Consider the following 22,029-nt stretch of genomic DNA (forward strand, 5'->3'; position numbering starts at 1 on the left):
AGCTTCGTGGCAAGAATAATGCGATTGCATTGTCTTGTCAATGCAACTGCATTGCAGCGCCGAGCGCCGCGATCACTTGTCAAGCGCGACTCGTCAAGTGCCTGCGGGGCACGAGGCGGGCGATCTCCCAACGGAAGATCTCCTCCACGTCGAAGCGGATCACCTTGCCGCCACCGAGGGTGTAGTGCGGGACACCCAGCGCCTCGCGCTCGGATCGGTGCGTGAACCAGTAGCTCGGCAGATCGGTCACCTGCCTGATCTCGTGTTCGGTGAGTAGCAGTTTCTCCCTCGGCCGAGCCCAGGAGGTGGCCGCTTGTTCGATGGCCTCTTCCCGCGCCTTGGGGTGCGACACGGACAGATCGCTCGTCCCGTCTGATCGACGGCGGATTTGCGCATGGCGCTCGAACCGCTCGACCTCGCATACCAGATAGCGCGGGTGCTTGCCGATCCGCCACGCCGGTGGGCCGATGCCTTCGGCACTCCAGCGCTGCAGGGCCTTCGGCGAGAGGTTCCACCGATGGAGCAAGGTCGCTTCGCTCAGGATCGGGTACTGGATGTCGATGATCCGGGAATCGGGTTCGGGTTCACGCGTGGCGGGGCGACTGCGGCGACGCGCTTGGCCGACCCATGCATCAGCCTCGTGATTCATCGTCGGCCTCCCCCAAGGCTGCTTCTGCGGCCTGCAGACTGCCGTACTGCGCGATCAGCGCGAATGCTTCCTTCAATGTGTAGCGCATCGGCTCGGGTTGAGGCGGCTCAGGGTCGGGCGCCGGCTCAGGTGCTGGTGCCGAACTCGGCAGTGGCGGCAGTTCGTCGCGGACGGGTTCACCTTGTCGCTGTGCCTGCTCGTAGTCCAGGATGTCGGCGAGGCGGTAGCGCACGACTTTCGACAGCTTGATGTACCGGGGTCCCCGGTTCTCGCTGCGCCAGCGCTGCAAGGTCTTGATGCTGATGGCCCATCGTTGGGCCAGCTCGATTTCGGTGAAGGCGGGGTCGTTCGACATGGTCTGCTCCGCTCGGGCTGCGGCAGGCCATTACGGCGCTGTTCGCGCAACCAGCTCAAGGCGACATGGCGGGTGTGGCCGTGTGCGGGCGAGTTCAGGGAGGCCGATCGGGGAGGTCGAGGAAACCCGGCGGAGTAAGCGATCAAGGAATGCGTCCCGACCATCCTCCACCCGGCCCGCCGTTCATGGAGAGGCACGCAGTTCCCACGGATCATTGGTTCATTTCGCGGCGATACTCCACCACCACCCTTCCACGCCCAACCGTTCTCGGTTGGGCGTTTTCGTTTCTGGGTTCCGCAGACGACGCGGGGCTGCGGGCTGTTTTGCGTGTGCCTCGCGGCGAAGCCGCGCCGCCCGAAAGTCGCCCAGTTCGACTCTCTTTTGCCCTCTCTTCTCTCAAAACCCGCGCCAACTTCTCGCGGGAAGCGCACGCAGACGGCCTTGCGCGTCAACGACTTGCACGTGTGTCACGGGCGTCGGTTGTCCATCGTGCTTGGATGGGCAGCACACCCGTTTCACTGCGACGCATGGTCTCGCCATGAGGTCCGTGATTGCCCAGGGACGCATGAGTCGACCCTGGGCACCTAAACCGCACAGCGCTGACTGCGTTCAGATTCCGATCAGCCGGTATCCCACCTGGAGTTCGGTGATCAAGTAGCGGGGGCGGGCAGGATCGTCTTCCAGCTTTTGGCGCAGGTTGGCCATGTGGACTCTCAGGTAGTGAGTGCGGTTGGCGTAACCAGGCCCCCAGACATCGTGGAGCAGTTGGCGATAGGTCAACACCGCGCCCTTGGCCTTCAGCAGCGCTGCCAGCAGCCGATACTCGGTCGGCGTCAAATGCACCATCTCGTCGCGTTTCCGGACTTCGTGCCGGGCGAGGTCCACTTCGATGTCGCCAAAGCGCACGATGACGTCCGCAGCTGCCGATGATCGCCGGCGCAGCAGCGCACGCAGCCGGGCCAGCAGCTCGTCCACGCCGAAAGGCTTGGTCAGATAGTCGTCGGCGCCCGCATCCAGGGCCGCGACTTTTTCACGCTCCTGGTCGCGGGCCGAGAGCACCAGGATGGGCAGATCCGACCAGCCGCGCACCTCCGCGATCAGGCGCTTGCCGTCGCCGTCGGGCAGGCCCAGATCGACGATGATGAGATCGGGCCGGCGCGTGGCGGCGTCGATCAGACCGCGCTTGACACCCTCGGCCTCGGTGACGGCAAAACCCGCATCTTCGAGCGCGACGCGCACGAAGCGGCGGATCTGGACGTCGTCCTCGATCATCAAGATGTGAGCCGCGCTCATACGGCCGCTTCCTCTGGCGGCAAAACGCCCTTGGGAAAACGCAGCGTGAAGATCGTGCCGTGTGGCGGCTTCTGGAGGACATCGATTTTGCCGCCATGCATCTGCGCGATCCGTTCGACCAGCGCCAATCCCAGCCCCATCCCGAGTACGCTGGATTCAGGTTCACCGCGACGGAAGGGCTCGAACAGGATGCGCGGATCCGCGACGGGCAGCCCCGGACCGTCATCGGCGACTTCGATGATGACCTCACTGCCTTCGAGCCTGACGCGAAGCTCGACGGTCGTGCCTTCAGGCGTGTACTTGAAGGCATTGTCCAACAGATTGACCAGCGCGCGTTCGAGCAACAGGCCGTCCACCTCGATCAGCGGCATGTCGGGGGGCAGATGAAGCTGGAAGCGATGCGTCCCCTGCGCGACTTCGACCTGCCGCAGTGCGCTGCCGACGATTTCCTCCAGTGAATGCCACTGCTTTTCCAGGCGGGCCATGCCGGATTGCAGCTTGGCCAGTTGCAACAGGTTGTCGAGAAGCCGCTGCATGGCGCGCGCCTGCGCAACGATCTGCCGCAGCAGTTCTTCGATGGCGCTGCCGCCTGCTCGCTGCGCTGCGACCTCCGCAGCGCCCAAAATCCCCGTCAACGGCGTGCGCAGATCGTGCGAGAGGGTGAGCAACAAGGTGTTGCGCATGCGCTCCCCTTCCATTTGTACGAGGGCGTCGCGGGCCACCTCCACGAAATGTACCCGCTCCAACGCGACTGCGATCTGCCCTGCGCACGCCTCCAGGGCATCAAGGTCCTCGGGCCGTTGCCAAGGCAATGTGCCGGCATGCTTGGGCTCGACGATCAAGACCCCGCGCACGCGCATCGGTGCCTTCAGCGGCAGATAACGGCCGGTCGTAGCGCTGAGCGTACCCGTGCCCGCACCTGCCGTTTCGCCGCGATCGAGAACCCATTGGGCGATGCTGAGGTCCACTGCCGCGGAGCCGCCTGCGCGATCATGGATCCGGTCATCGGCATCGGGAATCGCCAGGGCGATGTTCACCTCGAACCGGGACTCCAAGACTTGTACTGCGATTTCGACGATCTGCTCGACTGTCAACGCTCCAGACAGTGCATTCGACAAGCCCATCAGCAAGCCACTGCGCCGCTCGCGCTGGCGCATGGCGATCACGGCGAAGCGCAATCGCGCCGTGAGCTGGCCGATGATCAAAGCCACTGCCAGCATCAGCATGAACGTGAACAGATACTGGCTGTCGCTGACGGCAAATGACCATTGCGGCGGAACGAAAAAGAAGTCGAAGCACAGTACCGCCAGCAGTGCGGCCCAAGCGCCGGCACGGCGCCCCCAACGCAGGGAAACCAGCACCACCGCCAGCAGGAACAGCATGACGATGTTGGACAGATCAAATACGTGCGAGAGAAGCCAAGCGATCAGTGTGGTCGTCGCGCACACTGTGCTGGCCCACAGGTACGGGTGACGTGGGCGCAGTGCATCCTCGACCCGAACACGCCGCGGGGATCGCGCCTGGACCGGCAGGCCGATGAGAGAAATCTCGATGTCGGGTGCGCGGCGGCGGATGCGCTCCACCATGGGTGGATTCAACAGGCGCTTCCAGCCCGGCCGCGGTCGCCAGCCAAGTATTACCCGGTTGGCATTGCGCTCGCGTGCCAGTTCGACCAGGGTGTCCGCCACGTCGTCACCCGCCACGGTCGATACTTCGGCCCCCAGCCGCCGCGCCTGCGATAGCAACGCCATCACCTGCTCGCGTTTGTTTTTTTCGGTCTGTGCCGCGGTTCGATCCACATGAACCACGATCCAGTCCGCTTCCAGCCGTGTCGCCAGACGCGCCGCCGAGCGCAACAGTGGTTCGTCGTCGCCATCGCCAACAGCGACCAGCAGCCGCTCGCGCGCGGGCCAGACGGCTTCGATCGCCTTCTGGCTGCGGTAGGCACGCATCTGCGCGTCTACGCGTTCGGCTACGCGCCGTAGGGCAAGCTCACGCAGAGCGATCAGATTGCCCGGGCGGAAGAATCGGTCGATGGCCGTCCGTGCAGCCTCGCCCATATACACCTTTCCGGCATGCAGCCGCTTGATCAGATCTTCGGCAGACAGATCGATCAGGGTGACTTCGTCGGCGCGATCGAACACATGATCGGGCACGGTCTCGCGCACCCGGATGCCGGTGATGGCGGCCACCACATCGTGCAGGCTTTCCAGATGCTGCACGTTGAGCGTGGTGTAGACGTCGAAACCGGCATCTAGGAGTTCTGTCACGTCCTGCCAACGCTTGGCGTGACGGCTGCCGGGAACGTTGCTATGAGCCAGTTCGTCGATGGCAATCAGCGCCGCGTCCGAGGCCAGTGCGGCATCGAGGTCGAACTCGGACAGGGTGCGTCCTCGGTAGTCGATCGATCGCGACGGCAGTCGGGGCAAACCCTGCAACAGCGCCTCGGTATCACTGCGGCCATGAGTCTCGACCACGCCGAGCAAAACGGCCACGCCCTCACGCCGGCGTTCGTGCAGCGCCTGCAACATGGCATAGGTCTTGCCCACGCCCGGACAGGCGCCGAAGAAGATCTTCAATCGGCCGCGCCGCCGCTGCGTTTCCTCCGCCTGGACGGCAGCAAGCAGCCGATCTGGATCGGGGCGCAGGTCATCGCCAGCGGTGTTCACGTGCGACGTCGCCCAGGGTTGTCGAGTGGAAGGCGCATACGCATGAACTCAGAAACTGCGTGCGATCCAGACGGTCGCCCGCGATCGGCCCATTTCTATCCCATTGCGATCGGTCCACAGCGCATGGTCGGCATTGGTGCCGGTATATTGCACGCCAACACTCATGCCTTTCCAGAGCGCACCGGATCTTCCCAGGTCATAGCTCAGGGCAAGCTTCCAGTCCTCGTAGCCAAAATCGCGTGCGTTGCCGCGGAAACGCTGTCTTCCCCAGTGCAACGCAGCACTCAGCCCCGTATCCGCCAGCGGTATGCTGACACCGATATCGAGAAATAGGTACTGCCTGCTGGCGCAGCGAAGCCGAAGGTGTCACCCAGGCTGTAGGAGAGCTTTGCGGTCAGCCATCTCCACCCCCGCCCGCGTAGATTTCGTTGGTATCGGCGGCTACCACGCCGGTCGGACGCTTACCGGGATAATTGTAACGAATCACGCCGAGGTCGTAACTGAAGCCATTGCCGATATTTCCGCGCCAGCCGCCATACGTGTCGAGTTCCAGGCTACCCGTGCGGTAGCCTTGATAATCCTGGAGCCAGTCGACGTTGGACCCCCAGAACCCTGCATACACGCCGCTGGGGTGGGAGAATTCGACGCCCCCCTGAAGCGCTGGTTTGTGCGCGGTTTGCGTCATGCCACGGAAAACGTACTGGCTGTAGAAGCCCAGGTTGCCGCTGGCGGTCACCTCGGGCACATCCTCGGCGAGCACAGGTGTGCAGAGGCCGAAGAGCGCACAGGTCATGACGGCGGCTGCCGCCTTGTCGAAGGTTCTGGACATGGTGTCTTCCCCGAAACGAGGCCGAACAATCGCGCTCAACGCGCGCCACCGGCGGACTGCCTTGCGAGGCGATCGAGCGCAAGGTTGAGTTCGAGCACATTGACCAGGGGTGTGCCCAACACGCCAAGCAGTGGCGTTTCGGTATGTGCACGGATCAACTCTTCGATCTGCTGCACGGGGAGACCGCGCGCCTTGGCGATGCGCTTGGCCTGCCACAGCGCGGCCTCGGGCGAGATGTCAGGGTCGAGACCGCTGGGCGACGCGGTCACCAGGTCCATCGGCACCGGCCCCTGCGCATCGGGGTTGGCCGCGCGCAGCGCCTGCATGCGCTCCTCGACCGCCTTGATCAACGCCGGGTTGCTCGGCCCCAGGTTGCTGCCGCCCGAGGCCTGGGCGTTGTACGGGAGGGGGCCGTCGCCGAGGGGCGACCCCAAAAGTACTTCGGATCATCGAAACTTTGGCCGATCAGGCGGCTGCCAATGACTTTGCCGTCCTGCTCGATCAGGCTGCCGTTGGCTTGCCAAGGCAGGGCAACCTGGGCGATGCCGGTGAGCGCGAGCGGATAGATCAGCCCGGTGACCACGGCCAGCAGCGCAAAGCTCACCAGCGCCGGGCGCGCAAGCGATTTGAGGTCGTTCATTTCAAAGCTCCTTCACTCAAGCCACGCCCAAGGCGACCAGCAGCATGTCGATCAGCTTGATGCCGATGAACGGCGCGATCAGCCCGCCCAAGCCATAGATCAGCAAGTGACGGCGCAAGAGGCGTTCGGCCGATTCCGCGCGCCAACGCACGCCCTTGAGCGCCAGCGGGATCAGCACGACGATGATCAAGGCGTTGAAAATCACCGCAGACAAAATGGCCGACTGCGGGCTGTGCAAGCCCATGACGTCGAGTGCGGCAAGCTGCGGGTAGGTGGCGACGAAGGCCGCCGGGATGATGGCGAAGTACTTGGCCACGTCGTTGGCGATCGAAAAGGTCGTCAGCGCCCCGCGGGTCATCAGCATCTGCTTGCCGACCTCCACCACTTCCAGCAGCTTGGTCGGGTTGGAGTCCAGATCGATCATGTTGCCCGCTTCCTTGGCCGCCTGCGTGCCGGCGTTCATCGCCACCGCGACGTCGGCCTGCGCCAGCGCCGGGGCGTCGTTGGTGCCGTCGCCGGTCATCGCCACGAGGTGGCCCTCGGCCTGGTATCTGCGGATCAGCGCGAGCTTGTCCTCGGGCGTGGCTTCGGCGAGAAAATCATCCACCCCGGCCTCGGCGGCGATCGCGGCGGCGGTGAGCCGGTTGTCGCCGGTGACCATCACCGTCTTGATCCCCATGCGCCGCAGCTCGGCGAAGCGCTCGCGGATGCCGCCCTTGACGATGTCCTTGAGCTCCACCACGCCGAGCACGCGTCTGCCTTCGGCCACCAAAAGCGGCGTTCCGCCTTGGCGCGCGATGGCCTCGGCACGTTCGCGCACCGGGCCTGGTAATTCGCCGCCCGCTTCGCGCACAAAGCGCTCGATGGCATCGACCGCGCCTTTGCGGATGCTGCGGCCATCCACATCGACGCCGCTCATGCGGGTGCGCGCGGAAAACGCGACGAACTGCACGCCGTGGGTGTCGCGCCCGCGCAGATTGAAGCGCTGCTTGGCCAGCACGACGATCGAACGCCCTTCGGGGGTTTCATCGGCAAGCGACGCCAGCTGCGCGGCGTCGGCGAGTTCCTGCTCGCTCACTCCCGGGGCCGGATGGAAGGCCACCGCCTGGCGGTTGCCGAGCGTGATGGTGCCGGTCTTGTCCAAGAGCAGCACATCCACGTCGCCGGCGGCCTCCACCGCACGGCCGGAGGTGGCAATCACATTGGCGCGCAGCATGCGGCTCATCCCGGCGATGCCGATCGCCGCCAGCAACGCGCCGATGGTGGTCGGGATCAGGCAGACCAGGAGCGCGATCAGCACCGTGACCGACACCTGCTGTCCCTGCTGCGCCGCCTGCGCGCTGTATTGCGAGAACGGCAACAGGGTGACGCAGACGATCAGAAACACCAGGGTCAACGCCACCAGCAGGATGGTCAGCGCGATCTCGTTGGGCGTGCGCCGGCGCTTGGCGCTCTCGACCATCGAGATCATCCTGTCGAGAAACGTCTGCCCCGGCTGCACCGTGATGCGTACCACGATCCAGTCGGAGATCACCTTGGTACCGCCCGTCACCGCCGAACGGTCGCCGCCGGACTCGCGGATCACCGGCGCGGACTCGCCGGTGATGGCCGATTCATCAACCGAAGCCACCCCCTCGATCACCTCGCCATCAGCAGGGATCACGTCTCCGGCCTCGACCAGCACCACCTTGCCTGCGGCCAGCTCGTCGCTGGGCACCGGAATCCACGAAGCGCCGTGGTGCGGCTCCTGCAATACCTTGGCATAGACGCGTTTTTTCGCCGCGCGCAGCGCCGCGGCCTGCGCCTTGCCGCGGCCCTCGGCCAGCGCCTCGGCGAGATTGGCAAACCACACGGTCAGCCACAGCCAGGCCGCGACCCAAAGGGTGAAACCCACCGGCGCGGTCAGCCGGCCGAAGGCCGCCAGGATGCCGATCAGGGTGACCAGGGCCGCGCCGACCCAGACCACGAACATCACCGGATTGCGCCATTGCGCCCAGGGAGCAAGGCGCTTGAGCGACTCGAGCAGTGCGGGCTTGAGCAGCGCCGGGTCGAGCATCGAAGGCGCGCGATGCGTCATCGTCGTCATAGGAATCTCCTTCACCGAACGCCGAACAGTGCGAGGTGTTCGGCCACGGGGCCCAGCGCCAGCGCGGGCACGTAGTTGAGCGCCCCCACGAGCAGCACCGTGCCGACCAGCAGCACCACGAACAACGGACCATGGGTCGGCAGCGTGCCGGGCGAGGCCGTCAGCCGCGGCTTGGCGGCCAGACTGCCGGCGAGCGCCAGCACCGGCACGATCACCAGGAAGCGGCCAAACCACATCGCCGCCGCCAACAGCACGTTGTAGAAGGGTGTGTTGGCCGCGAGCCCCGCGAAGGCCGAGCCGTTGTTGTTGGCTGCCGAGGTGAGCGCGTACAGCGCCTCGGAAAAGCCATGCGCGCCCGGGTTGAGCAAACCGGCCAGTCCCGGTTCGAGGCGCACCGCGAGCGCCGTGCCGCCCAGCACCAGCGCGGGCACGACGATCACCGCGATCGCGACCATTTTCATTTCATACGCGCCGATCTTCTTGCCCAGGTACTCCGGCGTGCGGCCCACCATCAGCCCGGCGATGAACACGGCGACCACGGCAAAGAGCAGCATGCCGCACAGCCCCGAGCCCACACCTCCGAACACCACCTCGCCCAATTGCATCAGGAACATGGGCACGAAGCCGGCCATCGGCATGAGACTGTCGTGCATGGCGTTGACCGCGCCGCAACTCGTCGCGGTGGTCACCGTGGCAAACAGCATCGTGCCGACGACGCCAAAGCGCGTTTCCAACCCCTCTAGGCTCGGTCCGTGCAGCCCCAGCCGCACGAGCAGCGGGTTGGGCGTGCTCTGCGCCATCACGCCCACCGCATACAAGCCGATGAACAGCACGAGCATGGCGCCGAGCAGCGCCGCGCCCTGCCGCCAATCCCCCACCCAGCGACCGAACAAAAAAACCAGCGCCGCCGGAATGAGCAGGATGGCCAGAGGCTCGAAGAAATTGGTCAGCGCGGTCGGGTTCTCGAAGGGGTGCGCCGAGTTGGCATTGAAAAACCCGCCACCGTTGGTGCCGAGCAGCTTGATCGCCTCCTGCGAGGCCACCGGACCGAGCGGGATCGCCTGCGTGGTGGCGGTCTGTGTCACCGTCTGCGTACCTTGCTGCACGGTGTAGGTCACCGGGTCGAGCAGCTGCGCCGTGTGCGTGCCGGCCAGCGTCTGCGGCACGCCCTGCCAGACGAAAACCAGCGCAAACACCACCGACAGCGGCAGCAGCACCAAGAGCGTCGCCCGCGTGAGATCCAGCCACGCATTGCCCAGGCCGGGGCTGTCTGAATTTTTGTGTGTGAGGCGGTTTTCTGAATCTGCCTTCGTGCCGCTCAGCGCGGCGCGAGGGTGAAGCGGTCGCCGTACAGTATCGCGAACTGGTTCATCGCGGACTTCCACTCCTTGCTCGCCCGCTTCCAGTCGGCGGTGATGTTGCGCAGGGCCAGCCAGATCAGTTTGGTCGCGGCCTCGTCGCTCGGGAAATGCCCGCGGCTCTTGATGATCTTGCGCAGCCGCGAATGGACGCTCTCGATGGCGTTGGTGGTGTAGATGATCCGCCGCACCTCGGGGGGGAACGCGAAGAACGGGATCACCCGGCTCCACGCTCGCCGCCAGGCCGCGACGACGGTCGGGAAGCGCTGCCCCCAAGGGCCTTGCTCGAACGCGTCCAGTTCGGCTTCTGCGGCTTCCGCGCTGGGCGCGGTGTAGATCGGCTTGATCGCCGCGGCCAGCGCCTTGCGGTCCTTCCAGCTGGCAAAGTCGAGGCTGTTGCGGATCAGGTGCACGATGCAGGTCTGCAGCGTCGTGGCCGGGAACACCGCTTCCAGCGCTTCGGGCAGGCCCTTCAGCCCATCGGCCACGCCGATCAGGATGTCCTGCGTGCCGCGGGTCTTCAGGTCGTTGAAGACCTTCATCCAGAACTTCGCGCCTTCGGTGTTCTCGATCCACAGCCCGAGGATGTCGCGGGTGCCGTCCGGCAGCACGCCCAAGGCCAAGTACACCGCCTTGTTGCGCACCACGCCGTCCTCGCGGATCTTCACTCGTAGCGCGTCGAAGAACACCACCGGGTACATCGGCTCCAGCGGCCGGGTCTGCCATGCGCCCACCTCGGCCATCACCTCGTCGGTGACCGCGCTGATGAACTCTGGCGACACGTCGACGGCATACATCTCGGCCAGATGCCCTTGGATCTCGCGCACCGACATGCCGCGGGCGTACATCGAGATGATCCGGTCATCAAAGCCGGCGAAGCGGCGCTCGTGCTTCGGGATCAGCTGCGGCGCGAAGCTGCCGGCACGATCACGGGGCACGTCGATCCGGAGCGGCCCCTCGTCGGTCAGCACGGTCTTGCCGCTGCGGCCGTTGCGGTGGTTGCCGCGACCGCCCTCGGGGCTGGCCAGGTGCACGCCCAGCTCGGCGCCCAGGGCGCGCTCGATCACGGCCTTCTTCAGCTTCTGAAACACGGCCTCGACGCCGGCAGCGTCCACCGGGCCGGGGATCAGCTTCTCAAGCAGTTCGTCGGGAAGAATGGCGTCCGGCTTCGCGACTGGGGGGGGTTTCTTGCGTGGCATGGGGGCTCCTGAACATCGTCATGGTAGGCCCCTCACACAAAAATCCTGACACCCTCCCCAGGCCCTGCGCCGAGTGCCGCACCAGGCCGCGGATCAGCGCCAGCGCCACGGCGATGCCGGTGGCTGCCGACAGAAAGTTCTGCACGGCAAGCCCGAGCATTTGAGTCAGATGGCTGACCGTGCTCTCACCCGAGTAGCTTTGCCAATTGGTATTGGTCACGAACGACACGGCGGTGTTGAGCGCGAGATCCGGCGCCACCGCGCCCATACCCGTCGGGTTCAACGGCAGCACGCCTTGCAGGCGCTGCAAGGCATAGAGAAAGAGCAGCCCGATGACGTTGAACAGCACGATGGCCAGGGCATAGCGTCGCCAGCCCATGTCCTCGTCGGCGCGGCTGCCTACAAGCCGCAGCCAGCCCACTTCGATATGGCCGAGCAGCCGCCAGCGCTGCGCCAGCCGGCCGCTGAACACCGCATCGCACCAGCGCGCGAGCACCCAGCCCAGCGCCAACAGGACGCCGAGAAACAGCGCCAACATCGCCCAAGGGATTGCATCGGGGTTCATTCCATGCCCTCCACCCACAACAGCGCATAGATCAGATACAGCAGCAAGCCGGCGGCGAGCAGCGCAGCCAGCCCTATCAACCACATCGGTTCCATACCGCCTCCTCAGCCGCGTTTGAGCCGGTCACAGCCGGCGATGGCGCTCCACACGAGCACGACGAAACCTGTGGCCCAGGCCAGATAGATCAGATCCATCGATTGCCTCCTGATCAAAACTTCTGAGGCAGGCATCGTCCTGAAACCGATATCAAGACGGCATTCGATTGATGGCGTCCATATCAAGATCGCATCAAGATCGAGCGTCAGCGGTGAACGCGCCGCGCGGTTACCCCCCCATCAGAAATGTTTATTTCTGCATCTCGCAAATGCGTGCAATCATGCGCACATTTCACTCTGCACTGCATCAACCGCCAGATCGATGAAGCCGCGGAGATATAACCGAATTTGGTGCACGACCCTGAGTTGAGGAGAGGCGACGTACCGGGTTGGAATGGGCTTGTCACGAGTCCAACCCAACCACGAGGTACGCCACCGTGAGCAACGATAATGTCGTTTCCCTGCACCAGCCAGCACGCTTCCACGATGCCCTGACGGCGCTCCTGCGCGAGCAGGCCCAGCAACGCATTCAGCGCGCCGTGATGGACGAGTTCGCCCGCTTCCTGGAGGTCGAGGGCAGTACTCGCCCCGACGGCCGCCGCGAACTGGTCCGCGCCGGTTTCCTGCCCCAGCGCGAGATCCTCACCGGTCTCAGCCCGGTGCCGGTCAAGGTGCCAAAGGTGCGCGACCGCGCCGGCCGTGGCCGGGTGTTCCGATCGGAGCTCGTGCCGCCCTACGTGCGCAAGGCGGCGTCGGTTTTCCATCGTGCTCGGGTGACCAAGGCATTGGGTCGGCCATCGACGCTGACAACCCTGCAAGTCTCGCGCTGCGTTCAGCGTGGCCAGCCGTAGGCCCAGAACGGATCGTCAGCGCCGGGTGCTTGCAGCCGCTGCCAGCCCGGCGCATCGAAGAAGGCCTCGGCGCCGTCGGCCAGCACATGGGCCAGCTGTCGAAGCGGTTGTCGGGGCCCGGCGCCGTGTCCGTGCACGGCAGGCCGCGACTCACAGGTACGACGTGACCGCTGGCGCCGCATCCCAGCGGTCGTGCGCCCCGTCCACATAGGTCACCGGCAGCGCGGCGAGCCGCTCGGGCGCCAGCCCATCGAGACAGCTCACGCTCACCGCGATGCCGCTGCCGTCGGCGGCCATGCCAAACGGCTTGACACCGCAGACGCTGCAGAAGCGGTGCCGGATGCGCTGGGCCGCGAAGCGGTAGTCGGACAGCGTGTCCTCCCCCGCAAGCAGGCGGAAGCGGTCGGCCGGCACGAACGCCAGCCAAAAGCGCGATCGGGCGCAGATGGAGCAGTTGCAGCGAACGGTGCCGGCGTCCAGGTCGATATCGGCTTCGAACCGGACGGCTCCGCAGTGGCATCGCCCACGGTAGGTTTCGAGTGACATCAGTATCTCCCTCTTAGATGGATCGCGTCGCACTCAGGCGCGCACGTAGCGTAGGTGGGTGGCCGTCGCGTCGTGCAGCACGCGGTCGATGCGAAAGCCGGGCAGGGGCTCGGCCAGGTTTTCGAACAGGCGCCGGCCGCCGCCGAACAGCACCGGGGCCAGCGCGATCTCCAGTTCGTCGACGACGCCCAGGTTCAGGTATTGCTGGATCACGTCGGCGCCGCCGGAAATGCGGATGTCGCGCTTGCCCGCCGCTTCGCGCGCGAGCGCCAGCGCGCGCTCGGGGCCGTCGCTGACGAAGTGGAAGACCGTGCCGCCGGGCCGCACCCAGGGCTCGCGCGGCTGATGCGTGAGCACGTAGACCGGGGTGTGGAAGGGGGCCTCCTCCGGCTAGCCCAACTCACCCCCGTCGAACATGCGCCGGCCCATGATGTGCGCGCCGGTGCGCTCGAAGGTCTGGCGCACCAGATCGTTCACCGGCCCGGTCTCGCCGCCTTCACCGAACTTCAGCTTCTCGCGCAGGTAGCGCTGCTCCAGTGCCCAGGCCATGAGCGCGCCCCATTTGGCGCCCCAGTCCTTGTAGCCGGGGTCGGCGAAGTGCGCCATGTCCATGCCGTCGGGCGCCATGTAGCCGTCCAGCGAGAGGGCGATGTTGACAAAAACTTTGCTCATGTCTGCGTTCTCCTCAGCATCCTCCCGTCCCGCAGGGGCGCGGCGCAGTCGCCTGGCGATCGTAGAGCACGCTCTCGAAGCGGGTCACCCCCGTCCAGGAAGAGACGGCCGCCCTTGACCAGAGCCCGGGCGATGCGATCGAGCGCCGCGCGCTCCAACTCCGGATGCCGCCCGTCGAGCGCGCCGACTCGCACCGCGAATGCGATGTCATAGGGTTGCTCGCCTTCCTGGAGCTCGAAGTCCTCGACGGCGACCCGACGAAAGCGCAAGCGACCGGCCGCGATCTCGGCGCCCGAGCCGGCCACGGCTTGCGCAATGGCCTTGGCCGACCGGTCGATGCCCAGCACATGGCCGCCGCCGATGCGGCGTGCGACCGCACGCGCGGCCACACCCGGGCCGCACCCGATCTCCAGCACACGCAGGCCGGGGCGCAAGGGCAGCGCCTCGACGATCGCAGTGAGCCTGGGAGAGATCTCAGTGGCCATTCGTTTCTTGCGGCTGGTAGTGCTGCGCATACTGCGCCGGCGGCAGAATCACCGGTGCGCCCGCGCCGTCATCGCACGGACCGGCTTGCGGGGTTGGCCTGCCCTCTGCCCGCAGTGCCGCGCGCGACCAGCTCGGCATGGTGCCGCAAGGCGCGCAGATGGGCAGCCCATCCGGCGCGGTGCGCCTCGGCGAGCGACTCCCCTCCGTTCCCAGTCGCGCCCAGCCCGCATGGCAAAGACGCAGCCGGGTCGATGTGCCACGGGATTCGAGCGCAATCGAAACCTCGGTTGCTTCAGGCCAGTCGTCGTCGCGCCACGAGAGATCGAGCCGGTGCGGCGGTTCGATGCGCAGCACGGCGCCGCGCGTGGTCACCATTCTGTCGCCATCGCGCCAGGTCTCGACAAAGCCGCCACCGGCGCGCGCGTCCAGCCGCATGTGCGCGCCGAACCAGCACGCCACCGCCTCGGCATCGGTCAGGCAGGCCCAGACGGTCCCGATCGGCGCGGCGATGTCCTCATTCAGGTCGATCGTCATCCCCGCCCCCGCTGCGCCTTGCCGTCAACGAAGGTTTCGCGCCTCTCGACCGAGCCGCCGCGGGCCAGCCGCAGCCACTCGCCGTGTTTCACACCGTCGATGGACGCGGCAGTCTCAGGCATCGACGATCACTTCGAAGCCGCCGAAGATCATGCGCTTGGCGTCGAAGGGCATCTCCGCCATGTTGCCCTGGGCGCGCGGGTCGGCGGCCACCTTGGCCATGCCGGCATCGCGCGTGGCTTTGTCGGGCCAGGTGATCCAGGCGAACACCACGGTTTCATCGGGCTTCAACAGCACCGCCGAGCGCATCGAATTGAGCTTGCCCTCGGGCACGTCGTCGCCCCAGGCCTCGACCAGACTCAGCGCGCCGTGTTCGCGGAACACCGGGGCCACAGCCAGCGCGTGCTGGCGATAGGCCTCGCGGTTGGCGGTGGGCACCGCGAGCAGGAATCCGTCCACGTACATGGCCGTGCTCCTTCATCCTCGCCGCGCCGCGTCGATGGCGGCATGGTCGATCTTCTTCATCGTCATCATGGCGGCGAAGGCGCGCGCGGCCTCGGCGCCGCCCGCGGCCAGCGCTTCGGTCAGCGTGCGCGGGGTGATCTGCCAGTTCACGCCCCAGCGGTCCTTGCACCAGCCGCATTCGCTCTCCGCGCCGCCGTTGCCGACCAGGGCGTTCCAGTAGCGGTCGGTCTCCTCCTGCGTGTCGGTGGCGATCTGGAACGAAAAGGCTTCCGTGTGCGGGAAGATCGGGCCGCCGTTGAGACCGATGCAGGGGATGCCGCAGACGGTGAAGCCCACCACCAGCACATCGCCCGCCTTGCCCGAGGGGTAATCGGCCGGCGCCCGGCTGACCGAGGTCACCGCGCTGTCGGGAAAGACCGAGGCATAGAAGCGCGCGGCGGCTTCGGCCTCGCGGTCGTACCAAATGCAGACGGTGTTCTTCGGGGTCGGCATGCCATCCTCCTAAGGAGCCAGGGCTCGGCGGGTGTTGCGGCGGCGGGACGCGCGGATCATGGACCCGTGGACCATTCAAGTTGATATCAACATAATAGCGACTGTGCGCGACTCCTTCCCCCCATGTCAAGACGCTCGAAGTGGCCCAAGCGTGTCTGTGTCTGCACGCGCAGCGGGCGGCACGCGTGCTCGCCCGCCACTTCGACGAGGTGTTTCGTCCGCTCAATCTGACCAACGGGCAGTTCTCTTTGCTGATGGCGCTGAATCGTCCGCACGCGCCCACCGTGGGCGAACTCGCTCCCTTCCTGGCCATGGATCGCACCACGCTGACGGCGCTGATCAAGCCGCTGGAGCGCCGGGGGGCTGCTGGCGGTGATCGCCGATGCTCACGATCGCCGCAAGCGCCGCGTGCGCCTGACGGCTGCGGGGCATGCGCTGCTCAAGCGCGCCTACCCGCTGTGGTGCGACGCGCATGGCGCCCTCGAACGCCGGTTCGCGGATGCGCCCGCGCTGCGGGACCTGCTGCGCCGCGTGACATCACTGCCGCAGACGTGACGCGCTGATTGGCAGGTGCAAGGCCAGAACACGATCGAAGATCTGGCCTGGCCCGCCAAAACTCCAGAAAGCCCACCACCACCGATCGGTTTTTTCATCCACGCGCCCCTGATCTCGGGACTCCCCCGCGCACGGAGAGCGCACTTGCCCCGCCACCCCGGCAGGGGGTAAGGTCGTGGCGGGAGATGGCATACCTCCCCGTGTCCAACCGCCGCAAGGCTGATGATGCCTACCGAACGCGCATGACCCGATGCGGTCTCGCGGCCCGAGCCATCCGCCCGACTGGGGCAGCCGCCATCCCGCGCATGCGCGAGACAGCCACCTCCAGAGAGGTCTTGCCATGTCCGGTTTGCTGCATCCCCGCAATTCCCATCCTGCCTCCAGCGCGCCTGCGCGATCACCGCAGGCCGGCAGCCGCAGGGCGCAGCGGCTGCGCGAGGCCGCCGGGCGCCTGCTGGCCGCTGCCGACGTGCGCATCGACGGCACCCGCGACTGTGATCTCCAGGTGCACGACGAACGCGTGTTCGAACGCGTGTTCGCGCACGGCTCGCTGGGCTTCGGCGAGTCCTACATGGACGGCGACTGGAGCGCACGCGACCTGCCCGGCCTGCTGACCAGGCTGCTGCGCGCGCGCCTGGACGAGCGCGTGCGCACCTTCGGCACCCTGCTGCTATGGGCGCAGGCGCGCTTTCTCAATCTGCAGCGGGGCAGGCGCGCCTACGTGGTCGGCCAGCGCCATTACGATCTCGGCAACGACCTGTTCGCCGCCATGCTGGGCAGGCGCCTGGTGTACAGCTGCGGCTACTGGGCCGAGGCCAGCGACCTTGACGCCGCGCAGGAGGCCAAGCTGGACCTGGTCTGCCGCAAGCTGCGCCTGCGCCCGGGCCTGCGCGTACTCGACATCGGCTGCGGCTGGGGCGAGGCGCTGAAGTTCGCGGCCGAGCGCTACGGCGTGCGCGGGGTCGGCATCACCATCTCCCGCGAGCAGGCCGACCATGCAAGCGCGTTGTGCGCGGGGCTGCCGGTGGAGATCCGCCTGCAGGACTACCGGGAGCTGCGCGAACCGTTCGACGCGGTGTTCTCGATCGGCATGTTCGAGCACGTCGGCGCGCGCAACTACCGCACCTACTTCGACGTGGTGCGGCGCTGCCTCGCCCCGGGCGGGCTGTCGCTGCTGCACACCATCGGCAGCAACCAGCCGCCGAACCGGCCGGACCCGTGGATCGCGCGCTACATCTTCCCGAACTCGCAGGTGCCCTCGATGCGCCAGGCCGCCGCCGCGCTGGAAAGCCGCTTCGTGGTCGAGGACTGGCACAACTTCGGCGCCGACTACGACCGCACCCTGCAGGCCTGGATGGCGAATTTCGAGGCGGCCTGGCCGCGGCTGTCACAGCGCTACGACGAGCGCTTCCGGCGCATGTGGTGGTTCTATCTCTCGGCCTCGGCCGCTGCATTCCGCACCCGCCGCAACCAGCTGTGGCAGCTGACGCTCTCGGCCGAAGGCGTGCCCGGCGGCTACCGCGTGCCGCGCTGACGGCGGCGGCGGCGATCCGGATAATCGCGCCAGCGGCAGCCGCCGCGATCTTCCGCGACGCCCGCCCATGACCGCTCCCCCGCATCTCGCGCACGGCTGGAACGCCACCCCGATGGCGCCCGACTGGCCGCCGCTGCGGGCCGACGAGGCCGCGGCGGTGCTGGCGCGCTACCCCTCGCTGTCGCCGCCGCTGCAGCTGCGCTGGCACAGCCCGCGGCCGTTCTCGGCCGCGGCGCGGGTGGCCTGCGCGCAAAGCGAGGTCTTCCTCAAGCGCCACCACGCGGGTGTGCGCAGCGCCGCGCAGCTGGCGGAGGAGCACGCCTTCATCGCGCACCTGCGCGCGCATGGCCTGCCGGTGCCGCGGGTGCTCACCGATGCCAACGGCCACAGCGCGATCGCGCTGGGCGAATGGACCTACGAGGTGCACGCGCTGGCCGAAGGCCTGGACCTGTACCGCGACGCGCCGTCGTGGACGCCGCCGCTGTCGGCCGCGCATGCGCGCAGCGCGGGGCGCATGCTGGCCCGCCTGCATCTGGCCGCGCGCGATTACGCCGCGCCTGCGCGCAGCACCGCGCTGCTGGTGACCGGCGATGCGGTTCTGCGCGCCAGCGATCCGCTGGCGGCCATCGCCCAGTCCTGCGCGCAGCGCCCGGGCCTGGCCGCCGCACTGGCCACCCGCGACTGGGCGCAGGAACTTGCGCCGCTGCTGCCCGCGCTGGGCGCGCTGCAGCCGCGCCTTGCGGCACTGCCGACGTGCTGGACGCACGGTGACTGGCATGTCTCCAACCTGCTCTGGGACGGCCCCGGCGCGCGGGCCGGGGTGGCGGCGATCCTCGATTTCGGCCTGTGCGCGCCGACCTTCGCCCTGCTCGACCTGGCCACCGCGATCGAGCGCAATGCCATCGCCTGGCTGGATCCCGATCCAGCCACCCGTGCCGTGTTCCCGGAAATCGCCCGCGCTCTGTTGGCCGGCTATGCCGAACTGCTGCCCCTGAGCAGGGCCGATACCGACCTGCTGGCCGACCTGCTGCCGCTGGCGCACCTGGATTTCGCGCTGTCGGAACTGGAGTACTTCCACGCCGTGCTGCGCCAACCGGCGATGGCCGCGGTGGCCTGGCGCGATTTCCTGCTGGGCCATTTCGCCTGGCTTGCACAGCCGCGGGCGCAGGCGCTGCTGCAGGCGATCCGGGGCGCGGGATGAGGGCGTGCTGGCCGGCGCGGGCCGGGTTGTGCTTCAATGTCGGCTAGAAGCGGGGGTGCCCGGCGCAGGCCGGGCTGAGAGAGTCCCTTGGAACCTGATCCGGTTCGCACCGGCGTAGGGAGCTTGATCGAGGCGGCGTGCCCCTGCGGGCGCCCGCCTGCCGTCGCTTCGTCCCTTCCTCGACGATGACGACGCTGATGACACTCCGGCTTTCTCCTCTTCTTCTCGCCCTGCTGCCGCTGCTGGCCCAGGCCGCGGCCACTGACGACACCGCCCCGCAGCGCGACCGCATCACCCGCCTGCCGGCCGTGCAGGTGCACGGCGCAACCCCCTCCTCCGATTCCAGCCTGCAGGGCTGGGGCACGGGGCGCGCGCAGGACATCCCGGCCAGCCTGGAGGTGATTGGCCGCGACCAGATCGATACCCGCCAGATCCGCAGCCTGAGCGAACTGGCGCGCGAGGACGCCGCGCTCGGCGACAGCTACGCGCCGGTCGGCTATTACCAGAACCTCAACATCCGCGGCTATCCGCTGGACCTGGGCAGCGGCTATCGCTTCAACGGCCTGGCGATGACCGGCGAGCAGGCCATCGCGCTGGAAGACAAGCAGCAGGTGGAGATCCTCAAAGGACTGGCCGGGATCGATGCCGGCGTGCTGGAGCCCGGGGGATTGATCAACTTCGTCAGCAAGCGCCCGGCCGATGTGCGCACGCTCACGCTCGGCACCGACTCCCACGGTTCGCGCTATGTCGCGCTGGATGCGGGCCAATGGCTGACGCCGGACTTCGGGGTGCGCACCAACCTGGCCTGGGACGACATGCACTCTTACGTGCACCACGCCGACGGCCATCGCGCGCTGGCCGCGCTCGCCGCCGACTGGGTACCGACCGAAGCGACCCGGGTGGAGCTGGACGTAAGCGACCAGCGCAGCGCGCAGCGCTCGGCCTCTGGCTACCAGCTGCTGGGCGGCACGCGCCTGCCGCCGCATCCGGACCCGACCCGGATGCTGGGCTATCAACCCTGGCAGCGGCCGGTGCGCATCCATTCGACCAATGCCAGCGCGCGCCTGCGCCATGCGCTGGGCGAAGCGTGGACGCTGCGCCTGGCCGCCGGCCGCAGCCGCAGCGCCATCGACGACAACGTCGCCTTCGCCTACGGCTGCTACTACGTGGCCGCCTGCGCCAGCCTGCCCGGCAATCATTTCGGGCCGAACGGCGAGTACGACATCTACGACTACCGCAGCCCCGACGACACCCGCCTCAGTGGCAGCGCGCGCGCCAGTATCGAAGGCCGCTTCGCCACCGGCACGCTGCAGCACGTATTGACCCTGGGCGCGGACTGGCGCCACCGCAGCATCACCCGCCGCGCCAGCGTCAACGAGTACGTCGGCAGCGCCAACATCGACGACCGCGACCCGCCGGTGTACGCGCCTTCACCCGAGCAGCCCGGCCCGCGCGTGCGGCGCCTGGACAGCCGCCAACGGGCGGCCTTCGCGCTCGACCGGATCGCGCTGGGCGCGCACTGGCAGCTGCTGGCCGGGGTGCAGGCCGCGCGCCTGGACGAAACCGCGCGCGACAAGCACGCCGCTGTCACCCGCACCACCCGCCTGCGCCGCACCCTGCCGCAGGCGGCGCTGATCTTCCAGCCGCAGGCGGCGCTCAGCCTGTATGCCAGCTACAGCGAAGGGCTGGCGCTGGGCAAGGAAGCGCCGTTCTGGACCAGCAACGACGGCGAGGTGCTGGGCCCGCGCCTGTCGCGCCAGCTCGAAACCGGCGTGAAGTACCGCTGGCAGGAGCGCGTGGACTTGCAGGCCGCCCTGTTCCGCATGCGCCAGCCCTATCAGTTCGCGCAGCCGGATACCAGCAGCGCCGGCTACAGCTTCGTCGAGCGCGGCCAGGAAACCCGCACCGGGATCGAGCTGTCGGCCCACGGCGCGCTGACCGAGGCCCTGCGCCTGGATGCCAGCGTGGCGCTGCTGCGTGCACGTGCGAGCGGCACCGGGACCCCGGCTTACGAAGGACATCAGCTGGCCAACGTGCCGGCCTGGCGCAGCAGCGTGCAGCTGGACTATCGCCTGCCGTGGTGGCCGCAGGTCGGCGTGCAGGGCGGCTGGCGGCACGCCGCCCGCAATCCCGCCACCGCCGATGGCAGCGTGCGCGCACCGGCCTATGACGTGTTCGACGCCGGCCTGCGCTGGCAGGGCCAATGGGGCGCGCATCCGCTCAGCGTGCAGTTGGGCATCGACAACCTGTTCGACCGCCGCTACTGGCGCGACGTGGGCAGCGCCTACGGCGATACCTACCTGTTCCCCGGCGCGCCGCGGCTGGCGCGGCTGAGCCTGCGCGTGGGGCTGTGATGCCGCTGCACGAGCTCGCCGCGGCGGCGCTGAGCGCCGCTGCGGTGTGGCTGACCACCCGCCGCAACCCGTGGTGCTATCCGGTCGGCCTGGCTTCGGTGGCGGTGTACCTGTGGGTGTACCTCGACGCGCGCCTGTATTCGGAAGTGCTGCTGCAGCTGTTCTGGATCGCCATGCTGATCACCGGCTGGCGGCGCTGGCTGCGGCACCTGGACGCGAGCGGCCATGTGCAGATCGCCGCACTGCCAGCCGCCGCGGCATGGCGGCACCTGCTCGCCGGGATCGCCGGCGGGCTGGCACTGGGTGCGTTCATGCACACCTACACCAACGCCGCGCTGCCGTGGCTGGACGCGATGCTCACTGCGCTCAGCCTGGTCGGCCAGTTCTGGCAGAACCGCCGCCACATCGCCGCCTGGTGGATGTGGATCGCGGTGGACGCGGTGTACGTCGGCATGTTCACCAGCAAGCACCTGTACGTGACCGCCGCGCTGTACGCCGGCTTCGTGGTCCTCGCCGTGCAGGGCCTGCGCGCCTGGCGGCGGGCGCGGCCCGCGGCCTAGACCACCTGCGCGCAGCGCGAGAAACGGCCCGCTGAAACGAA

Annotated in this window: 25 protein-coding genes, 1 pseudogene and 2 riboswitches; of the genes and pseudogenes, 6 read left to right on the top strand and 20 right to left on the bottom strand. The window is 67.6% G+C overall.

Annotated features, from left to right (window positions below; translation table 11 throughout):
- Positions 1-79 precede the first annotated feature (79 nt).
- From LJB71_RS11715 to LJB71_RS11765, 12 genes and pseudogenes are all read right to left on the bottom strand, one after another.
- On the bottom strand, positions 80-649 hold the full coding sequence (locus tag LJB71_RS11715) for a hypothetical protein (protein WP_259304316.1): 570 nt from the start codon (positions 647-649) through the stop codon (positions 80-82).
- A complete protein-coding gene (locus LJB71_RS11720) occupies positions 633-1,004 on the bottom strand; it encodes a helix-turn-helix domain-containing protein (RefSeq protein WP_259304317.1) in 372 nt (123 codons plus the stop codon). Before LJB71_RS11720 ends, LJB71_RS11715 begins: the two co-directional genes overlap by 17 nt.
- Positions 1,005-1,613: 609 nt before the next feature.
- Positions 1,614-2,276, bottom strand: coding sequence for a response regulator (locus LJB71_RS11725; RefSeq protein ID WP_259304318.1), 663 nt, complete (start codon positions 2,274-2,276; stop codon positions 1,614-1,616).
- A gap of 17 nt (positions 2,277-2,293) precedes the next feature.
- A complete protein-coding gene (locus tag LJB71_RS11730) occupies positions 2,294-4,966 on the bottom strand; it encodes a sensor histidine kinase KdpD (protein ID WP_259304319.1) in 2,673 nt (890 codons plus the stop codon).
- A 48-nt stretch (positions 4,967-5,014) separates the two neighbouring features.
- Positions 5,015-5,299: pseudogene (locus LJB71_RS11735) on the bottom strand (TorF family putative porin); the annotation flags it as partial.
- Between the two features lie 61 nt (positions 5,300-5,360).
- Entirely contained in the window at positions 5,361-5,795 is a 435-nt protein-coding gene (locus LJB71_RS11740; protein WP_259304320.1) for a TorF family putative porin, read from the bottom strand.
- A 35-nt stretch (positions 5,796-5,830) separates the two neighbouring features.
- The gene (locus tag LJB71_RS14670) at positions 5,831-6,145 is read right to left on the bottom strand and encodes a potassium-transporting ATPase subunit C (protein ID WP_345779452.1); all 315 of its coding nucleotides are present in this window, start codon (positions 6,143-6,145) and stop codon (positions 5,831-5,833) included.
- Positions 6,142-6,435: a potassium-transporting ATPase subunit C gene (locus LJB71_RS14675; protein ID WP_345779453.1), complete on the bottom strand. Its 294-nt coding sequence runs from the start codon at positions 6,433-6,435 to the stop codon at positions 6,142-6,144. Before LJB71_RS14675 ends, LJB71_RS14670 begins: the two co-directional genes overlap by 4 nt.
- Before the next feature lie 16 nt (positions 6,436-6,451).
- Positions 6,452-8,521, bottom strand: a complete 2,070-nt coding sequence (kdpB, locus tag LJB71_RS11750) for a potassium-transporting ATPase subunit KdpB (protein ID WP_310649419.1) — start codon at positions 8,519-8,521, stop codon at positions 6,452-6,454.
- Between the two features lie 11 nt (positions 8,522-8,532).
- Positions 8,533-9,906 carry a potassium-transporting ATPase subunit KdpA gene (gene kdpA / locus LJB71_RS11755; RefSeq protein WP_259304321.1) on the bottom strand — a complete coding sequence of 458 codons (1,374 nt, stop codon included), beginning with the start codon at positions 9,904-9,906 and terminating at the stop codon, positions 8,533-8,535.
- Complete coding sequence (locus tag LJB71_RS11760; protein WP_259304322.1) at positions 9,840-11,078, bottom strand: IS256 family transposase; 1,239 nt, start codon at positions 11,076-11,078, stop codon at positions 9,840-9,842. Before LJB71_RS11760 ends, kdpA begins: the two co-directional genes overlap by 67 nt.
- On the bottom strand, positions 11,014-11,643 hold the full coding sequence (locus LJB71_RS11765; RefSeq protein WP_259304323.1) for a potassium-transporting ATPase subunit KdpA: 630 nt from the start codon (positions 11,641-11,643) through the stop codon (positions 11,014-11,016). The genes LJB71_RS11760 and LJB71_RS11765 overlap by 65 nt, the downstream gene beginning before the upstream one ends.
- Before the next feature lie 532 nt (positions 11,644-12,175).
- On the opposite strand from LJB71_RS11765, the gene LJB71_RS11770 reads away from it, so the two are divergent.
- Entirely contained in the window at positions 12,176-12,589 is a 414-nt protein-coding gene (locus tag LJB71_RS11770; RefSeq protein ID WP_259304324.1) for a hypothetical protein, read from the top strand.
- On the opposite strand, the gene LJB71_RS11775 is transcribed toward LJB71_RS11770, so the two are convergent.
- The 8 genes from LJB71_RS11775 to LJB71_RS11810 all read right to left on the bottom strand — a co-directional run bounded on the left by LJB71_RS11775 (position 12,571) and on the right by LJB71_RS11810 (position 15,784).
- Entirely contained in the window at positions 12,571-12,726 is a 156-nt protein-coding gene (locus LJB71_RS11775) for a hypothetical protein (RefSeq protein WP_259304325.1), read from the bottom strand. The two genes, LJB71_RS11770 and LJB71_RS11775, sit on opposite strands and share 19 nt — an antisense overlap.
- A 13-nt stretch (positions 12,727-12,739) precedes the next feature.
- Positions 12,740-13,135, bottom strand: coding sequence for a GFA family protein (locus LJB71_RS11780; RefSeq protein ID WP_259304326.1), 396 nt, complete (start codon positions 13,133-13,135; stop codon positions 12,740-12,742).
- A 33-nt stretch (positions 13,136-13,168) separates the two neighbouring features.
- The gene (locus tag LJB71_RS11785) at positions 13,169-13,462 is read right to left on the bottom strand and encodes a dihydrofolate reductase family protein (protein ID WP_345779454.1); all 294 of its coding nucleotides are present in this window, start codon (positions 13,460-13,462) and stop codon (positions 13,169-13,171) included.
- Between the two features lie 63 nt (positions 13,463-13,525).
- The gene (locus LJB71_RS11790) at positions 13,526-13,807 is read right to left on the bottom strand and encodes a hypothetical protein (protein WP_259304328.1); all 282 of its coding nucleotides are present in this window, start codon (positions 13,805-13,807) and stop codon (positions 13,526-13,528) included.
- Complete coding sequence (locus LJB71_RS11795) at positions 13,804-14,292, bottom strand: class I SAM-dependent methyltransferase (protein ID WP_259304329.1); 489 nt, start codon at positions 14,290-14,292, stop codon at positions 13,804-13,806. The genes LJB71_RS11790 and LJB71_RS11795 overlap by 4 nt, the downstream gene beginning before the upstream one ends.
- Entirely contained in the window at positions 14,282-14,827 is a 546-nt protein-coding gene (locus tag LJB71_RS11800; RefSeq protein ID WP_259304330.1) for an SRPBCC domain-containing protein, read from the bottom strand. Before LJB71_RS11800 ends, LJB71_RS11795 begins: the two co-directional genes overlap by 11 nt.
- A 114-nt stretch (positions 14,828-14,941) precedes the next feature.
- Positions 14,942-15,292 (bottom strand): DUF1428 domain-containing protein, encoded by a 351-nt coding sequence (locus LJB71_RS11805; protein WP_259304331.1) that lies wholly within the window; start codon positions 15,290-15,292, stop codon positions 14,942-14,944.
- Positions 15,293-15,304: 12 nt separating this feature from the next.
- Complete coding sequence (locus LJB71_RS11810; RefSeq protein WP_259304332.1) at positions 15,305-15,784, bottom strand: VOC family protein; 480 nt, start codon at positions 15,782-15,784, stop codon at positions 15,305-15,307.
- Positions 15,785-16,156: 372 nt separating this feature from the next.
- Here LJB71_RS11810 and LJB71_RS11815 point away from each other — a divergent pair, with 372 nt between their 5' ends.
- The 5 genes from LJB71_RS11815 to pnuC all read left to right on the top strand — a co-directional run bounded on the left by LJB71_RS11815 (position 16,157) and on the right by pnuC (position 21,988).
- Positions 16,157-16,339, top strand: a complete 183-nt coding sequence (locus LJB71_RS11815) for a hypothetical protein (protein WP_259304333.1) — start codon at positions 16,157-16,159, stop codon at positions 16,337-16,339.
- Positions 16,340-16,511: 172 nt separating this feature from the next.
- A riboswitch (Fluoride riboswitch) is annotated at positions 16,512-16,578 on the top strand.
- Positions 16,579-16,679: 101 nt separating this feature from the next.
- The gene (cfa, locus tag LJB71_RS11820) at positions 16,680-17,873 is read left to right on the top strand and encodes a cyclopropane fatty acyl phospholipid synthase (RefSeq protein ID WP_259304334.1); all 1,194 of its coding nucleotides are present in this window, start codon (positions 16,680-16,682) and stop codon (positions 17,871-17,873) included.
- A gap of 67 nt (positions 17,874-17,940) precedes the next feature.
- Positions 17,941-19,074 (top strand): phosphotransferase, encoded by a 1,134-nt coding sequence (locus LJB71_RS11825; RefSeq protein WP_259304335.1) that lies wholly within the window; start codon positions 17,941-17,943, stop codon positions 19,072-19,074.
- Positions 19,075-19,115: 41 nt separating this feature from the next.
- A riboswitch (TPP riboswitch) is annotated at positions 19,116-19,212 on the top strand.
- A gap of 59 nt (positions 19,213-19,271) precedes the next feature.
- Positions 19,272-21,428, top strand: a complete 2,157-nt coding sequence (locus LJB71_RS11830; RefSeq protein WP_259304336.1) for a TonB-dependent siderophore receptor — start codon at positions 19,272-19,274, stop codon at positions 21,426-21,428.
- Positions 21,428-21,988, top strand: a complete 561-nt coding sequence (gene pnuC, locus LJB71_RS11835; protein WP_259304337.1) for a nicotinamide riboside transporter PnuC — start codon at positions 21,428-21,430, stop codon at positions 21,986-21,988. The genes LJB71_RS11830 and pnuC overlap by 1 nt, the downstream gene beginning before the upstream one ends.
- Positions 21,989-22,029 lie beyond the last annotated feature (41 nt).

It is taken from the genome of Thermomonas sp. S9, assembly GCF_024704365.1.
In the GTDB taxonomy this organism is placed as follows: Bacteria; Pseudomonadota; Gammaproteobacteria; order Xanthomonadales; family Xanthomonadaceae; genus Thermomonas.

Excerpts from the sequence above, each read along its gene's own strand:
- LJB71_RS11715 (WP_259304316.1), bottom strand. The coding sequence starts at position 649 with ATGAATCACGAGGCTGATGCATGGGTCGGCCAAGCGCGTCGCCGCAGT.
- LJB71_RS11720 (WP_259304317.1), bottom strand. The coding sequence starts at position 1,004 with ATGTCGAACGACCCCGCCTTCACCGAAATCGAGCTGGCCCAACGATGG.
- LJB71_RS11725 (WP_259304318.1), bottom strand. The coding sequence starts at position 2,276 with ATGATCGAGGACGACGTCCAGATCCGCCGCTTCGTGCGCGTCGCGCTC.
- LJB71_RS11740 (WP_259304320.1), bottom strand. The coding sequence starts at position 5,795 with ATGTCCAGAACCTTCGACAAGGCGGCAGCCGCCGTCATGACCTGTGCG.
- LJB71_RS14675 (WP_345779453.1), bottom strand. The coding sequence starts at position 6,435 with ATGAACGACCTCAAATCGCTTGCGCGCCCGGCGCTGGTGAGCTTTGCG.
- kdpB (WP_310649419.1), bottom strand. The coding sequence starts at position 8,521 with ATGACGACGATGACGCATCGCGCGCCTTCGATGCTCGACCCGGCGCTG.
- LJB71_RS11760 (WP_259304322.1), bottom strand. The coding sequence starts at position 11,078 with ATGCCACGCAAGAAACCCCCCCCAGTCGCGAAGCCGGACGCCATTCTT.
- LJB71_RS11765 (WP_259304323.1), bottom strand. The coding sequence starts at position 11,643 with ATGAACCCCGATGCAATCCCTTGGGCGATGTTGGCGCTGTTTCTCGGC.
- LJB71_RS11780 (WP_259304326.1), bottom strand. The coding sequence starts at position 13,135 with ATGTCACTCGAAACCTACCGTGGGCGATGCCACTGCGGAGCCGTCCGG.
- LJB71_RS11790 (WP_259304328.1), bottom strand. The coding sequence starts at position 13,807 with ATGAGCAAAGTTTTTGTCAACATCGCCCTCTCGCTGGACGGCTACATG.
- LJB71_RS11795 (WP_259304329.1), bottom strand. The coding sequence starts at position 14,292 with ATGGCCACTGAGATCTCTCCCAGGCTCACTGCGATCGTCGAGGCGCTG.
- LJB71_RS11800 (WP_259304330.1), bottom strand. The coding sequence starts at position 14,827 with ATGACGATCGACCTGAATGAGGACATCGCCGCGCCGATCGGGACCGTC.
- LJB71_RS11805 (WP_259304331.1), bottom strand. The coding sequence starts at position 15,292 with ATGTACGTGGACGGATTCCTGCTCGCGGTGCCCACCGCCAACCGCGAG.
- LJB71_RS11810 (WP_259304332.1), bottom strand. The coding sequence starts at position 15,784 with ATGCCGACCCCGAAGAACACCGTCTGCATTTGGTACGACCGCGAGGCC.
- cfa (WP_259304334.1), top strand. The coding sequence starts at position 16,680 with ATGTCCGGTTTGCTGCATCCCCGCAATTCCCATCCTGCCTCCAGCGCG.
- LJB71_RS11825 (WP_259304335.1), top strand. The coding sequence starts at position 17,941 with ATGACCGCTCCCCCGCATCTCGCGCACGGCTGGAACGCCACCCCGATG.
- LJB71_RS11830 (WP_259304336.1), top strand. The coding sequence starts at position 19,272 with ATGACACTCCGGCTTTCTCCTCTTCTTCTCGCCCTGCTGCCGCTGCTG.
- pnuC (WP_259304337.1), top strand. The coding sequence starts at position 21,428 with ATGCCGCTGCACGAGCTCGCCGCGGCGGCGCTGAGCGCCGCTGCGGTG.